The 14,653-nt window shown below is 35.4% G+C and carries 13 protein-coding genes; 8 read left to right on the top strand and 5 right to left on the bottom strand.

What is annotated here, in order from left to right; translation table 11 throughout:
* Window positions 1-70: 70 nt before the first annotated feature.
* The 4 genes from ACQ33O_RS13520 (at window position 71) to ACQ33O_RS13505 (ending at window position 4,796) form a co-directional block, all read left to right on the top strand.
* Complete coding sequence (locus ACQ33O_RS13520) at window positions 71-898, top strand: MBL fold metallo-hydrolase (protein WP_430996124.1); 828 nt, start codon at window positions 71-73, stop codon at window positions 896-898.
* A 111-nt stretch (window positions 899-1,009) separates the two neighbouring features.
* Window positions 1,010-3,886: an outer membrane beta-barrel protein gene (locus tag ACQ33O_RS13515; RefSeq protein WP_430996123.1), complete on the top strand. Its 2,877-nt coding sequence runs from the start codon at window positions 1,010-1,012 to the stop codon at window positions 3,884-3,886.
* Between the two features lie 40 nt (window positions 3,887-3,926).
* Complete coding sequence (locus ACQ33O_RS13510) at window positions 3,927-4,268, top strand: hypothetical protein (RefSeq protein ID WP_430996122.1); 342 nt, start codon at window positions 3,927-3,929, stop codon at window positions 4,266-4,268.
* 51 nt (window positions 4,269-4,319) lie between these two features.
* The gene (locus tag ACQ33O_RS13505) at window positions 4,320-4,796 is read left to right on the top strand and encodes a hypothetical protein (RefSeq protein ID WP_430996121.1); all 477 of its coding nucleotides are present in this window, start codon (window positions 4,320-4,322) and stop codon (window positions 4,794-4,796) included.
* Between the two features lie 306 nt (window positions 4,797-5,102).
* Here the strand turns inward: ACQ33O_RS13505 and ACQ33O_RS13500 are convergent, their stop codons facing one another.
* The 4 genes from ACQ33O_RS13500 to rplU form a co-directional block, all read right to left on the bottom strand.
* Complete coding sequence (locus ACQ33O_RS13500) at window positions 5,103-6,788, bottom strand: helix-hairpin-helix domain-containing protein (RefSeq protein WP_430996120.1); 1,686 nt, start codon at window positions 6,786-6,788, stop codon at window positions 5,103-5,105.
* 182 nt (window positions 6,789-6,970) lie between these two features.
* Complete coding sequence (locus tag ACQ33O_RS13495; RefSeq protein WP_193311540.1) at window positions 6,971-7,126, bottom strand: hypothetical protein; 156 nt, start codon at window positions 7,124-7,126, stop codon at window positions 6,971-6,973.
* A gap of 82 nt (window positions 7,127-7,208) precedes the next feature.
* Window positions 7,209-7,475, bottom strand: coding sequence for a 50S ribosomal protein L27 (gene rpmA / locus ACQ33O_RS13490; protein WP_430996119.1), 267 nt, complete (start codon window positions 7,473-7,475; stop codon window positions 7,209-7,211).
* A 132-nt stretch (window positions 7,476-7,607) separates the two neighbouring features.
* Window positions 7,608-7,913 (bottom strand): 50S ribosomal protein L21, encoded by a 306-nt coding sequence (gene rplU / locus ACQ33O_RS13485; RefSeq protein WP_430996118.1) that lies wholly within the window; start codon window positions 7,911-7,913, stop codon window positions 7,608-7,610.
* A gap of 192 nt (window positions 7,914-8,105) precedes the next feature.
* On the opposite strand from rplU, the gene ACQ33O_RS13480 reads away from it, so the two are divergent.
* The 4 genes from ACQ33O_RS13480 to ACQ33O_RS13465 are packed head-to-tail and all read left to right on the top strand — an operon-like array spanning window position 8,106 to window position 13,068.
* Window positions 8,106-8,879 (top strand): lysophospholipid acyltransferase family protein, encoded by a 774-nt coding sequence (locus ACQ33O_RS13480; protein ID WP_430996117.1) that lies wholly within the window; start codon window positions 8,106-8,108, stop codon window positions 8,877-8,879.
* A gap of 45 nt (window positions 8,880-8,924) precedes the next feature.
* Window positions 8,925-11,417, top strand: a complete 2,493-nt coding sequence (gene priA / locus ACQ33O_RS13475) for a replication restart helicase PriA (RefSeq protein ID WP_430996116.1) — start codon at window positions 8,925-8,927, stop codon at window positions 11,415-11,417.
* Window positions 11,418-11,440: 23 nt separating this feature from the next.
* Window positions 11,441-12,466: a UDP-N-acetylmuramate dehydrogenase gene (gene murB / locus ACQ33O_RS13470; protein ID WP_430996115.1), complete on the top strand. Its 1,026-nt coding sequence runs from the start codon at window positions 11,441-11,443 to the stop codon at window positions 12,464-12,466.
* A 53-nt stretch (window positions 12,467-12,519) separates the two neighbouring features.
* Window positions 12,520-13,068: a hypothetical protein gene (locus tag ACQ33O_RS13465; protein WP_430996114.1), complete on the top strand. Its 549-nt coding sequence runs from the start codon at window positions 12,520-12,522 to the stop codon at window positions 13,066-13,068.
* Between the two features lie 50 nt (window positions 13,069-13,118).
* On the opposite strand, the gene ACQ33O_RS13460 is transcribed toward ACQ33O_RS13465, so the two are convergent.
* Complete coding sequence (locus ACQ33O_RS13460) at window positions 13,119-14,645, bottom strand: AAA family ATPase (RefSeq protein WP_430996113.1); 1,527 nt, start codon at window positions 14,643-14,645, stop codon at window positions 13,119-13,121.
* Window positions 14,646-14,653: the final 8 nt, after the last annotated feature.

The raw sequence follows: 14,653 nt of genomic DNA, 5'->3' as shown, positions 1-14,653 counted from the left end.
AATTGTTGAGTCATTAATGTTATTCAATCTTCAAATCTTCACATCATCAAATCATTATCTTTGCAAGCATATGTCTCTATTTATTACATCACTTAACTCCGGCAGCAATGGCAACTGCTATTATGTAGGCAACCATACCGATGCTGTTTTGGTAGATGTAGGTCTTTCATGCCGAGAAACAGAAAAGCGGATGAAGAGGCTAGGTCTTTCTATGCAAACTGTAAAAGCAATTTTTGTATCGCATGAGCATGGAGATCATATCAAAGGTGTTTCAACATTAGCTAACAAATACAAACTGCCGGTTTACATTACTGAACATACTGCCAAAAACGGCCCTATACTAATTGGTCATCTATCTAAAAGATTTTTTGCAAACGAGCCTGTAACAGTCGGCACATTAACAGTTACTCCATTTGCAAAAAAGCATGATGCCATCGATCCTCATAGTTTTATTATAAGCCATAACAAAATTACGGTAGGTGTTTTCACTGATATCGGTATTGTTTGCGATCAGGTCATTAATTACTTCAGACAATGCCACGCTATTTTTTTAGAAGCTAATTATGATGATGCCATGTTAGAGAATGGACGTTATCCTTTACACTTGAAAAATCGTATTCGTGGAGGAGAAGGACACTTGTCGAATGATCAGGCATTTGACTTATTTGTAAAGCATCGGCCACCCTTTATGTCGCATCTTATATTATCTCATTTATCGAAAGAGAATAATACTCCGGAAATAGCATCAGCATTATTTGCCCCGCATGCCAATGATATAAAAGTGATCGTTGCATCAAGATATGAACCCACTCAAATTTTTACGGTCACTGCAGATCCTAATACAATTGAAATAAAAACCTCTATACATGTAAACTCAATGCAATTGGGTTTATTCTGATTTTTACCGTTCATCATTTTCATTTGTTTAACAATCTTTTGGCACGATATTGTGGTTCTTTGCAAATTAACTTCTTAAGAATTTGATAGTCATACTATCCAAATAACATATATGATAAAGAAAATAAGCCTTTTCCTATTGCTAAACTGTTTTGTGAGCCTTGTATTTGCTCAGGATATTACACTTACAGGTAAGTTGATTGATAATACAGATAAGACACCGGTTGTCGGTTCCTCTATACGTTTAAAATCAAATAATGATTCAGGTGTTGTAAAAACTGTTATTACTGATAGTAAAGGCGAGTTTACGTTTACAGGCCTTAATCCAACAAGCTATACGTTGACCACTAGCAATTTGAATTACGAAAATATCTCACAAAAAATAGTTTTGCAGGCAAGTAATAAACAACCAATTGTTATTCCTGTTACAAGATTAGCAGCTACACTTGAAGCAGTGACTGTTGTAGGAAAAGTAGCACCTGTGAAACAAAAAGGAGATACCACGGAATTTACAGCGAGTCAGTACAAAGTAAATCCTGATGCAACAGCAGAAGATCTTATAAAAAAAATGCCGGGAATTAGTGTAGATGCTTCAGGTAATGTAACAACACTTGGTGATCAGGTTAAAAAAGTTACAGTAGATGGTCGTGATTTTTTTGGTGATGATGCTACAGCCGCACTTAAAAATTTACCTGCAGAAGTGATCGACAAAATACAGGTGTTTGATAGACTGAGTGATCAGGCCGCATTTACAGGTTTTGATGATGGTAATAGTGTAAAGACGATCAATATTATTACTAAGAAAGGAATGGCCAATGGGCAATTCGGTAGAGTTTATGCAGGTTATGGGACGGATAATCGTTATACGGCAGGTGGTAATGTAAACTTATTCAAAGGCGCTCAAAGAATTTCCATATTGGGAATGTTCAATAATATCAACCAACAAAATTTTTCGTCAGAAGATCTATTAGGGGTTAACAGTTCTAGTAGCAGCGGTGGCGGAGGAAGAGGCGGAGGTGGTGGTGGAAATCGTGGAGGTAACTTTGGCGGAGGGGGTAATAATTTCTTAGTCGGACAAACAAATGGCATTAGCAAAACCAATGCATTCGGTATTAATTATTCCGATCAATGGAGTAAGAAGGTAGATGTTACCGGAAGCTATTTCTTCAACAACAGCAACACAGGGAATAATCAAAATTCCAACACACAATATTTTATTAAAGGTGCGAATGATCAATTTTATGATGAAACAAATACATCATCTGCAAACAACTTCAATCACAGATTAAATCTTCGATTGAATTATAAGATTGATGATAAGAATACTTTGACTTTTACTCCTTCAATTAGCTTTCAAAAAAACAGTTCATACAGAACTAATGAAGGTACAAGATATGTAACGGCAACCAACCTGGTAAGTACGGCAAATAGTTCAACCAGATCTGATAGATCTGGTTATAACTCAAGCAATAGTTTGCTTTATAGACATGCTTTTGCAAAAAAAGGAAGGACGATCTCTCTGAATTTAACAGCAGGGTACAATGACAGAGAAGGCGATGTATATCTGAACTCTAACAATAAATATTATACAGGCGGATCTGTTTATTTAGATACTACTACCAATCAATTTACAGATCAACTGGTAAATGGAAATAATTATGCAGCTAACATAAGTTATACAGAACCGATAGGAAAGAAAGGGCAATTGCAGTTCAGCTATTCGCCATCTGTAACCAATAATAAATCAGATCAACGTGTTTTTCGTTTTGATGATGTAACAGATAAATATTCTGAACTTGATACGGCGTATTCAAATAAATTTGATAACAAAACCATTTCACATACCACTGAAGCTGGCTACCGGGTGGGAGATAAGGATAATATGTTTAATGTTGGTGTAAGTTACAGATATCTTGAATTGAACAGCGACCAGGTTTTTCCGAATGTTCTTTCGGTAAATAAAAATTTCAATAATGTATTACCGAATCTGATGTGGCGTAAAAAGATAAGCCCGAAAAGTAACATCAGACTTTTTTACAGAGCTAATACAAATACGCCTTCAATTAATCAATTGCAAAATGTGATCGATAATAGCAATATACTTTTTCTAAGAGCAGGTAATCCGGATCTTAAACAACAGGTAAGCAATACAATAGGAGGAAGATATACGTTCAATAATACTCAAAAGAGCACTAGTTTTTTTGCAAATATATTTGTGCAACAGGCCGACAATTATATAGCCAATGCAACATACATTGCTGCTGCCGATTCATTATTGGATAACGGAATTGTTCTGTACAAAGGCTCTCAATTAAGCAAACCAACCAATCTCGATGGTTATATAAGTCTTCGATCCTTGCTTACTTATTCCATGCCTTTAAGTTTTATAAAATCTACTTTAAATCTGAGTGGTGGAGTGAGCTATTCTAAAACACCAGGACTAGTGAATAGTGTAAGCTCTGTATCGAATAATTATACCTATAACACAGGTGTTGTATTAGCAAGTAATATCAGTCAGTATATTGATTATAATCTTTCATACAATGTGAATTTCAACAATACAAAGAATAGCATCAACTCAGCATTAAATACCAACTATGTTTCTCAAAATGCAAGATTGCAGGTTAACTTGTTAGATAAGAAAGGATGGTTCTTACAAAATGATGTATCTAACGCAACCTACAGTGGTTTAAGCAGTGGCTTTAATCAAAGCTATTGGTTGTGGAATGCAGCGGTGGGTAAGAAATTTTTAAAGAATCAGGCAGGCGAATTAAAATTGTCTGTATTCGATCTTTTAAAACAAAATCAAAGCATTACACGTACTGTTGATCCAACGTATATCGAAGATGTTAGAAACCAGGTATTGCAACAATACTTTATGCTGACTTTTACTTACAAGCTTAAAAGTTTTGGGATAACTACCTCAACAAATAATAAAGTTCCTCTGGGAGATAGACCTCCGGGAGGGCCTGGTGCACCGGGCTTTTAAAGAAATTCTACCCTTTGTTATCTTTGTGTAAGTACCGAAAATGAAAAATAAAATAGCCTTTATGGCATTATTGAGTTCACTTTTTGTCGGCTGTATTAAAAGGCATAAGTCTACTATTAAAGTTTGTAACAACACTCTAAATGTTGAAGTTTTTAATATTAACCCGGCAGGTGTTGATGCAGAATATTTAATGGATTCTGTAAATTTTAGATTATACATTGGTAAGCTAGATAGTGACCATGAGAGATATAGTTACACTTGCCAAGAAGATACCGTTTGTGTGAAAAAAATAGCGATAGTAGATATGACAGGGGATTGGAAACAGGTAGATATAAAGACTTATAACATTAAGGAGCTAAAGAAAAATAAAGTATTTGAATAGGCAAAAATGTAAATTGCATTTACCTGTTTATGCAATTCAAAATAATCTATAATGTTTCAAGCTGCTTTTAGAATCATAACTGTTGCTTTCATTTTGGCAAGTTGTCAACAAATCAGTAGTCCAAAAGAACTTATTGATAGGTTTTATACTAACAAAGCTGATTTGGATAGCCTTGTAAAAAAAATCGGAAACAATAAACATCTTGATTCTTTGTTTTATTCAGGTCCGGAAACTGGAATACCTGATATCAAAGATTCTTATCCCAATGAGTTTAGGCTGTTAACGAAAATTGGTATTACTGACGCATCCTCTCATAATACATGTTATGTATGCGATAGGTGGTATTATTTAAAGACAAATTGGCCAAGCGAATATCCTATATACCTTATCTATAATAACAAGCAAGATTCAATAGAAAACACCAAAGGGTTCTACAAAAAAGATAAGTACAAGAATGAAACTTGGGGTTTGGGTGGAAATTGGAGAATGTTTCGTTTTGTTGACACAATTAGAGATATTAAGTTTTAGGCTTTTGTTACCCTAACAAATAATTAAATTGGTAAACTCTCTAAAATATACCTACTTCACGCTATAACTAATATTCAACCCAACCTCGGTACGATTACTTGTTATATACAATCCTATAGCTAATACAGCCATACTACAATTATAAGCGATAGAATGAACTTGTGATTTTCATAATGGAATGTCCATAATAATATTGTAGAAAAAGTGATCTGGTCATGTGGCGTTGGCCGGACAAATAGGCGGAGCCATTTATTTGTCCTTGACTTTTTTGTTACTTTTTGCGTCAAGGCAAAAAGTAAATAAGGATTAAATCCCCTTCAATTTTTTTCTATTCACCACAAATTCCTCAAACTCTTTCAACCTCATACTGCTTAAATTATTTGCAGGCGTCACCATTGCCTTCTGTGCAGCTAATACGCCATATCTGATATCATCATATCCTTCAATAGTATGTGCATCCGGATCTATGGAGATGAGTACATTCTTTTGAATGGCATAGTCGATATATTTCCAGTCTATATCTAAACGGCGAGGATGAGCATTCAATTCGATCACTACATTATTAGCAGCACAGGCATCTATGATACCTTTATGATCAACAGGGTAGCCTTTGCGGCTTAATAATAATCTACCCGTCATATGTCCCAAGATGGTTGTGTATGGGTTTTCAATGGCTGTGATCAACCGTTGCATTGCTTTTTCTTCCGTCATTTTTAAGATGGAATGCACAGAAGCGATCACCAGGTCGAATGTAGAAAGGATATTATTACTATAATCCAGGTTCCCATCGTACAAAATATCTGACTCAATGCTTTTAAATACCTTGAACGGGGCATATTTAGCATTCAGTTCATCTATTAACTGATGCTGTGCCTTTATTCTTTCTTCCTGAAGCCCGTTGGCATAAAAAGCACTCTTACTGTGGTCTGAAATAACCAGATATTCAAAGCCTTTTTCAATAGCAGCTTTTATCATTTCTTCAAGCGTATAACTTCCATCGCTCCAGTTACTATGGCTATGTATGATTCCCTTGATATCTGTTGGTTGAATAACTGCAGGGATCGAATTTGAAGCAGCTAATTCTATGATACTTTCTGTTTCTCTTAAATAGGGTTCTATATATTGAATACCTGCTGTATCAAAAATAATTTTATCACTTGCAGCATTCGCTACATTGAAATTTGAAGAAGGGTATTTTTTCAGAAACGCATTCGTGAATGTCTCACTGCCCGTTGTATAAAATATACGTTCAACTACATTATTATCTGCGGTATAAAAACGAAGTTTCAATCCATTGGTCAACTTAAATAAAATGTTTTCGCTATTCTCTTCCAATACTTGAGGAGGATTTGCAGTTTGCATTTTTTGTTTGATTACTTCGATCGTTTCATTCACTACAAACTCTAATGCTTCAATTGTATTTTCTTGTCTTGCATATGCTCCGGTAACACTAATAACTTGTGGAAAAAATATTTTTTGGAGGTAAGCATTTATTTGAAAAAAAACGGCTTCAACCTCCGAAAAAAGAAAAATTCCCTGGTTTCGAAGAAAAAATTCAATATTCTCTTCGATGCTGTTTTGTGTTTTTTCACCGAAGCCTTTGTATAATTTTAGTCTGTTTTCCTGGCAAGCGTATAATAATTCTCCAATACTTTCTATCTCCATTTCTTTCCATATCACAGAAATTTTTTTCGGACCAATACCTTTTATGTTCAACATTTCTACAACACCTTTTGGCGTTTTTTGTAAGATATCATTGAGTGCTTGCAGTTGCCCCGTTGTTAAAATTTCAATTATTTTTTTTGCAGATGACTCGCCGATTCCTTTAATCGATGATATTTTTTCATGATCGATTTCACTTAATTGAACCTCTAATTTTTCGATATTAAATGCAGCTGCTGCATATGATTTTGCTTTAAAACTATTCTCGCCGTGTATATCCATCAATTTGGCTAAAAGTGAGAAGGAGTCTGCAATCTGTGAATTATCCATATTCCAAAAATAATAAAAATTGAATGTGGGAGAAGTGAAATTTATTGCATCAAATGTAAATCAGTTTTCCGGAGTAATAAGTGAGATGGAGCTAAATAAGTTTTTGTAAAAGTAGTGTAACAAAAAAGTCTCTCAATTGCTTGAGAGACTCTTTTATTCGTTTTACTTTTTTAGAAGTAAACTTATTTTTTCTTAGCAGCTTTTTTAGCGGCTTTTTTTGGAGCAGCTTTTTTAGCGGCTTTTTTTGGAGCAGCTTTTTTAGCGGCTTTTTTTGGAGCAGCTTTTTTTGCAGCTTTTTTTGGAGCAGCTTTTTTAGCGGCTTTTTTTGCAGTTGCCATGTTTTTTAAATTTAATTGGTTAGTAAATAATACTTAAAAATAAAAACATTTTTCAATCTACCAAAAAAAACTTTTGTTTTTTTTAGTTAGCGGCTTCTACTGCGTTAACCGAAATGTAACTTTTATCTCCTTTACCTTTCTTAAATTCTACAACTCCATCAGCTAATGCGAAGATTGTAAAATCTTTTCCAACACCAACATTTTTACCAGGATGATAAACAGTACCTCTTTGACGAACGATGATATTACCTGCAAGTGCTGGTTGACCGCCGTAAATTTTTACACCTAATCTTTTGCTTTGTGAATCTCTGCCGTTTTTTACCGAGCCTTCACCTTTTTTGTGTGCCATTTTTTTAAGTTTTAAGTTTTAAGTTTTAAGTGATAAGTCACTTACTTCTTAGAACATATTTTTGAGTTTTAATTTTAAGTTAGAGTTAAAGTGCAAAGCGTAAACTTATTACTTATAACCTATCACTTATAACTAAGCTATATCTGTTACTTTAATTTGTGTGTAGTGAGTACGATGACCGTGTTTTTTACGGAAACCTTTTCTTCTTTTCATTTTAAAAGCAATTACTTTATCACCTTGTATAAGGCTTTTTAGTATTTCCGCTTTTACTACAGCTTTAACACCTGTACCAACTGAAATTGTTCCTGCGTTATCTGTTAAAAGAACATCAGAAAATTCCACTTTATCGCCATCATTGCCTGCAATGTGGGGAACGTATAGGCTATCGCCTGCTTTTACTTTAAATTGCTGACCGGCAATTTTTACTATTGCTAACATAATTTCCAAAATTTAGGACGGCAAAGGTAAGGAAATACAATGAATAATCGGTAATTGACAAGTGATAATTTTATAGTGTTGTAATTTTACAGTTATTTGCTGAATAAATGACTGATCGGAGGGCATTGGTTATTTTGTAAGTCATTAATTATTAATTATTTAAAACATTCGGTCTATATTCGTTATCGGACAATGAAGTACTTTCTTACTATCTTAAAGGCAATTTTTTCCATTTATGGATTTGTGGTTTTCTTGTTATTTATGCTGATTGTTTTTCCGATTGCCGTTTTTCTGTCTTTTTTTGGCCGGATCCGTGGTGGGAATATGATCTACAAACTATGCCATTGGTGGACCGATTGTGTTACCCTGCTTTGGGGGATCTTTCATAAAAACCTATACAAAAGTCCACACGATAGAAACAAACAGTATGTTTTTATATTTAACCATACCTCTTATATAGATATACCTTTTTTATTGAAAGCTATCAGAAACCAACATATAAGAGTATTGGGTAAGGCGGAAATGGCCAAAATCCCAATCTTTGGTTTTATGTATAGAAAGGCAGTGGTATTGGTTGAAAGAGATAATGCAGCAGCAAGAGCTAAAAGTGTACTACAGTTAAAAGCGATCATTAAAAAAGGGATATCGATCGTTATTTTTCCGGAAGGTACTTTTAATATGACCAATAGGCCATTGAAGGATTTTTATGACGGAGCTTTCAGAATTGCAATTGAAACACAAACACCCATAAAACCTGTTGTACTTTTAGATGCGTATGATCGGCTGAATTATAAAAGCATTTTTTCTTTAACACCAGGCAGATCAAGAGCTGTTTATTTGGAAGAAATACCTGTAGATGGATTAACATTGAATGATGTAACTATCCTTAAAGCAAAAGCATACAAATTGATGGAAGAAAAATTAATTGAATACAAAGCAAACTGGATTACCCCCTCCGCCCCCTAAAGGAGGAACAAGGCAGGTACTGTAAATACGAAACAGAAATTAAAGATGATAACTGAAAGCAATATACTCTTCACAGTTCCCCCTTTAGGGGGCGGAGGGGGTGTATTATTTGCCGAAGTCATTCTTCCGTTGGCACTACCTAAAACATATACATATTCCATTCCTTCAATCTTTGCAGATAAAGTTAAACCCGGCTGCAGAGTGGAAGTGGTACTGGGAAAAGCAAAACGTTATGCAGGAATTGTAAAATCAATTTCATCCGAAGCTCCTCCATATCAAACAAAAGATATCATCAATGTTTTGGATGATGAACCTGTGTTATATCCACAGCAATTACAATTATGGAATTGGGTAAGCAACTATTATATGTGCAGCGAAGGAGAAGTGATGGCTGCCGCATTACCAGCTCATTTTAAATTGAGTAGTGAAACTATTTTATTGTTCGATGAAGAGTATGGAGATGATTTTTCTTTACTTGATCATGATGAATATTTAGTTGCCGAAGCGCTGCTGATTAAAAAGCAGTTGAATTTGACCGAAGTGCAGCAGATACTGGATGTTACGCATATTTATCCGGTTATAAAAAGATTGATCGATAAAAGAGTTTGCCAGGTTTGGGAAGCCCTCACTGAAAAGTACAAATCGAAAAAGGAAAACTTTGTTTTACTTAATCCGCAGTATGATAACGAAGATGCTTTAGGAGAGTTGCTAAATAATTGGACAAAAGCACCTAAGCAAATGGAATTGCTGTTGGCTTACCTCCATTTAATAAAAACTACAGGAGAAGTAACGCAAGCTGAGTTGTTGAAAAAGTCCGGCGCTTCTGCAGCACAACTAAAAGGGCTGTCAGATAAAAATATCTTGCTAATAGAAAAACGAGCTGTTGATAGAATTAAAGTTTCACCCAGATCAATGGAAGTTAATTTTGATCTGAGTCCGGCACAAGAAACAGCATTGAAAGAAGTACAGGAAAGTTTTACCCAAAAAAATATTTGCTTACTGCATGGTGTTACAAGTAGCGGAAAAACGCAATTGTATATTAAGTTGATCGAACAATTTTATAATGAGGGTAAACAGGTTTTATATCTCTTGCCGGAGATCGCATTAACCGCACAAATGATTCGTCGTTTGCAAATACATTTTGGCGGCAATATTGCTATCTATCATTCTAAATTCAACAATAATGAAAGAGTAGAATTATGGAATAAAATTAAAAGCGGCGAAACAAGGATTGTTCTGGGGGCACGTAGCGCCCTATTCCTGCCATTTAAAGAGTTGGGGTTGATAGTGGTAGACGAAGAGCATGACGCATCCTTTAAACAGCAGGATCCTGCACCAAGATACAATGCAAGAGATACGGCAATTTATTATGCCTCATTGTTCAACGCAAAAGTTTTACTGGGTAGCGCTACGCCATCTATTGAAACATATTACAATACACAAAAAGAAAAGTATGGTTTAGTTGAGTTGAATGAACGTTTCGGTGGTGTTAAATTGCCGCTCATTGAAATTGTTGATACAAGAACAGTTGTACAAAAAGGAAAGGTAATGATCTCTCCTCAGTTGAAAGAGGCTGTAGAGAAAACGGTTGCAGATGGCAAACAGGTTATTTTGTTTCAAAACAGAAGAGGGTACGCACCTTATCTTATTTGTGGTACCTGTGGTTATCTTCCCCAATGCAAGAATTGTGATGTAACATTAACGCTTCATAAATTTTCTAATAAACTGCACTGTCATTACTGCGGCACAACTTATCCTAAAATAATTGAATGCCCGGCATGTGGTACAGTGAATTGGAATGAACGGAATTTTGGTACGGAGAAGATAGAAGAATTGATAGAAGAAGAATTTCCGAAATTAAGAGTTGCCAGAATGGATGTAGACTCGGTAAGAGGTAAAACAGCGCATGATGATCTTATAAGACAGTTTGAACAACAAAGAATAGATGTTTTGGTAGGAACGCAAATGGTGGTTAAAGGGCTGGATTTTGAAAAAGTGGGTCTGGTAGGTATATTAGATGCTGATGGCCTATTGAGTTTTGCAGATTTTCGTGTAAACGAAAGAGCTTATCAATTGATGGAGCAGGTGAGTGGCAGAGCCGGCAGAAAGGATGTACAAGGTAAAGTGTTGATACAGGCATCACAAATAAAACATCCTGTATTACAATTTGTACAGTTGCATGATTATAAAAAAATGTACGAGTTTGAGTTGGCTAATAGGAAAGAGTTTTTTTACCCGCCATTTAGCAGGATAATACAGATCATTTTAAAACATAAATTGAAAGATGTTGTAGACGAAGCTGCTGATAAATTGGGCATAGCTTTGCAAAAAGATCTTGGAGACCTGGTAGTTGGCCCTGCGGCACCGGTTGTCAGCAGAATAAGAAATCAGTATTTGATGGAAATATTGATCAAGCTTCCTTTAGATATGAAACGGATACAACAGTATAAGAAGGTGCTGCAAAACCATTTTAATTTATTGCAATCGGAAAAACATTTCAAATCTGTCTCCATTGTTACAGATGTTGATATGTATTAGTTAAATAAAATCAGTAGTTGGTAATGATAGAACAACACATATCACTAAAAAATTATAACACATTTGGCATTGGTGCAATGGCACAATATTTTTCCGTATTTAATACCGTTGATGAACTATCGGAGCTCCTCGAATTTAAACAACTTCCAGCTTCCAGCCTCCAACCCTCAATACTGATCCTCGGCGGCGGCAGCAATATCTTATTCACTAAAAACTTCGAAGGACTCGTATTGAAGAATAACATCCAGGGAATTGAAAAAGTAGGCGAAGACGACAATTCAGTTTATATCAAAGCTGGAGCAGGTGTTAACTGGCATCAGTTTGTATTGTATTGTATTGAAAATAATTTCTCAGGCATAGAAAACCTTTCTTTGATACCGGGCAATGTTGGAGCATCGCCAATGCAAAACATAGGAGCGTATGGTGTGGAGATAAAAGATGTATTTCATGAATTGGAAGCATTTCATCTAACAGAGAAAAAAATAATAAAATTTAATTTAAGTGAATGTGCATTCGGATATAGAGAGAGTGTATTTAAAAGAAAATTTAAAGGACAGTTTGTTATACTTTCTGTTACGTATAAATTGAATAAAGTCCCTGTTTTTAATACCTCTTACGGTGCAATAGAGCAAGAGTTAGAAAAAATGGGTGTGAAGGAATTAAGTATTAAGGCTATTTCGGAAGCTGTGATACATATTCGTTCATCAAAATTACCCGATCCGAAAGAGATTGGTAATGCAGGTAGTTTCTTTAAAAATCCTGAGATCAGTAATGATCAATATTCAATATTAAATATTCAATATCCTAATATCGTAGGCTACTCTTTACCAAATGGTAAAACAAAACTTGCTGCAGGTTGGTTAATTGAACAATGCGGATGGAAAGGATATAGAAAAGGTGATGCAGGTTGTCATGCCAAACAAGCTTTGGTGCTGGTAAATTACGGTACTGCTAGCGGTAACGAAATTTATGATTTAAGTGAAGCAATCATTTTAAGTGTGAAGGAAAAGTTTGGCGTAACATTAGAGAGAGAAGTTAATATTATTTAAAATTTTGACACAACAATATCTTGTTTATATTTGTCACCACTAAAAAACTTAACATGAAGAAAATATTTTCAGCACTTTTACTTTTATCGGCAATAAGTGCAAACGCTCAGGATGAAAAAGTAGAAAGACCAAGACATAAAAAAGCAGAAGAAGTAGAAAGCCCTGCAAAAGTTGCTTATTTCGAATTAGGTGGACCGGGCTTTGCGTCTTTGAACTATGATATGCGGTTTACAAAATCTGAAAAAGGTATTGGTGGCCGTGTGGGTATTGGTGGTTTTAGTCTTGGTGAAGCCGGTAACAGGTCAACTGCTATTTTTATCCCGATCGGTATAAATTATATGTTTGGCGGTAATGATAGTGAAGGTAAACGTTATTTTGAAATTGGCGGTGGTATGACAGTTGTGAGTACAAAAGATACTTATGATAATGGATCAGGTAGCAGTACCGATAAATTTTCAACAAGTTTCGGGCACCTGAACTTTGGTTATCGTATGCAGCCGCAGGATGGTGGTTTCTTTTTCAGAGCAACACTTAATCCGTTATTTGGTAAAGGATTTTTCTGGCCGATATATGGAGGTGTTTCTTTCGGGTATAAATTCTAATCAGATCATACATTAGTAAAAAGCCGCAGTAAATAACTGCGGCTTTTTTATTAGTTGAAATCACTTTCATTAAAATCATCTTCGCTAAATTCTTGTGAACCTAAATTGAACATACTGCCCATCAGATCTTTGAATTCTATTCTTCCATCCAACACTTTTTTACTGATCAATGAGTGTGCTGCAAGTCCATGTAAAACAAATTCCATTAATAAGGCAGTTTCTTTTTCATTCGCACCTTTAAAATATTTTTTTACCAGAGAATGTAACCCATCTACCTTATAAAGCAATTGAATTTTGTCTGCGTCTTTGGTGTCAAAAAGCGTATTCAGATGGTTGCCGCCGTCAAACCACCGGGTGATCGATCGGTAAGGATTTTCTGTTTCTGTTTTCTCTTTTCTGTTTTTCTTTTTTAGTGCATCAGGGTTAGGGAAATACTCGCCGAATTGAGTGCGAATGGCTCTTTCTAATAAATTAAATGCAACCTGATAAGGACCTTCCTGTTCTCCTTCATACACTAATTCTATTTTTCCTGTGATAGAAGGAATGATACCGATCAGGTCGCTGATCCACACTTGCGTTTCTTTTTCATTGTTCATAAATGCTCTGCGTTCTGCAGCACTCACTGCATTTTCGTATGCAGCAATCGTCAATCTTGCACTTACGCCACTTTTCTTGTCAACCAATTCGCTGCCTCTGGCTTCAAAAGCAACCTGCTCAATCAAACGTTTTACTAAGTCGCTTATTTTTATTTTTTGGGATTGAGCTTCATTAATGTTGGCCTCTTGTTCAGTAATGCTTAATGATGTTTCAATCGATTTAGGATAATGTGTTAATATCTGACTTTCAATTCTGTCTTTCAGTGGCGTAACAATGCTCCCACGGTTGGTATAATCTTCCGGGTTTGCAGTAAATACAAACATAACGTCTAATGGTAAACGAAGTTTGAAACCACGTATCTGCAAATCGCCTTCTTCCAGAATATTGAATAAGGAAACTTGTATCCTTGCCTGAAGATCAGGCAATTCATTGATCACAAATATGCTTCGATTGCTTCTTGGGATGATACCGTAATGCAGCACTCTTTCATCTGCAAAACTTAATTTTAAATTAGCTGCTTTAATGGGGTCAATATCGCCGATAAGGTCTGCCACACTTACATCAGGTGTAGCTAATTTCTCTCCATATCGTTGGCTCCTGTGAAGCCATTCAATCGGTGTTTCGTCTCCTTGCAGGTCTATCAAATCGATTGCGTATTTAGATGTTGGCTGCATAGGGTCGTCATTGATCTCACTACCGGCAACAATTGGTATGTATTCGTCTAATAATTCGATCATTTGTCTGGCCATTCTTGTTTTGGCCTGACCTCGTAAGCCTAAGAACAAAATATTGTGCCGGGATAACAAGGCTCTCTCTGTATCGGGAATTACAGAATCTTCGTAGCCCAATATACCGGGAAACGGATTTTCCTTAGCTTTAATTTTTACAATTAGATTTTCACGTATTTCATCTTTGATGCTTTTAGAAACGTAGCCGCTCTTCTTTAATTCGCCAAATGTTTTAATTGTTGGTCTGCTCATCTTTTTTA

This window comes from Ferruginibacter sp. SUN002 (assembly GCF_050611725.1).
GTDB lineage: Bacteria > Bacteroidota > Bacteroidia > Chitinophagales > Chitinophagaceae > Ferruginibacter.
The sequence above is the reverse complement of the archived record's forward strand: the minus strand, read 5'-3'. Positions and strand labels throughout refer to the sequence as shown.

Bases quoted from the DNA above. Each gene is read 5' to 3' on its own strand.
- rplU (WP_430996118.1), bottom strand. From the start codon at position 7,913: ATGTTAGCAATAGTAAAAATTGCCGGTCAGCAATTTAAAGTAAAAGCA.
- ACQ33O_RS13460 (WP_430996113.1), bottom strand. From the start codon at position 14,645: ATGAGCAGACCAACAATTAAAACATTTGGCGAATTAAAGAAGAGCGGC.
- rpmA (WP_430996119.1), bottom strand. From the start codon at position 7,475: ATGGCACACAAAAAAGGTGAAGGCTCGGTAAAAAACGGCAGAGATTCA.
- ACQ33O_RS13480 (WP_430996117.1), top strand. From the start codon at position 8,106: ATGAAGTACTTTCTTACTATCTTAAAGGCAATTTTTTCCATTTATGGA.
- ACQ33O_RS13500 (WP_430996120.1), bottom strand. From the start codon at position 6,788: ATGGATAATTCACAGATTGCAGACTCCTTCTCACTTTTAGCCAAATTG.
- ACQ33O_RS13505 (WP_430996121.1), top strand. From the start codon at position 4,320: ATGTTTCAAGCTGCTTTTAGAATCATAACTGTTGCTTTCATTTTGGCA.
- murB (WP_430996115.1), top strand. From the start codon at position 11,441: ATGATAGAACAACACATATCACTAAAAAATTATAACACATTTGGCATT.
- priA (WP_430996116.1), top strand. From the start codon at position 8,925: ATGATAACTGAAAGCAATATACTCTTCACAGTTCCCCCTTTAGGGGGC.
- ACQ33O_RS13495 (WP_193311540.1), bottom strand. From the start codon at position 7,126: ATGGCAACTGCAAAAAAAGCCGCTAAAAAAGCTGCTCCAAAAAAAGCT.
- ACQ33O_RS13465 (WP_430996114.1), top strand. From the start codon at position 12,520: ATGAAGAAAATATTTTCAGCACTTTTACTTTTATCGGCAATAAGTGCA.
- ACQ33O_RS13510 (WP_430996122.1), top strand. From the start codon at position 3,927: ATGAAAAATAAAATAGCCTTTATGGCATTATTGAGTTCACTTTTTGTC.
- ACQ33O_RS13520 (WP_430996124.1), top strand. From the start codon at position 71: ATGTCTCTATTTATTACATCACTTAACTCCGGCAGCAATGGCAACTGC.
- ACQ33O_RS13515 (WP_430996123.1), top strand. From the start codon at position 1,010: ATGATAAAGAAAATAAGCCTTTTCCTATTGCTAAACTGTTTTGTGAGC.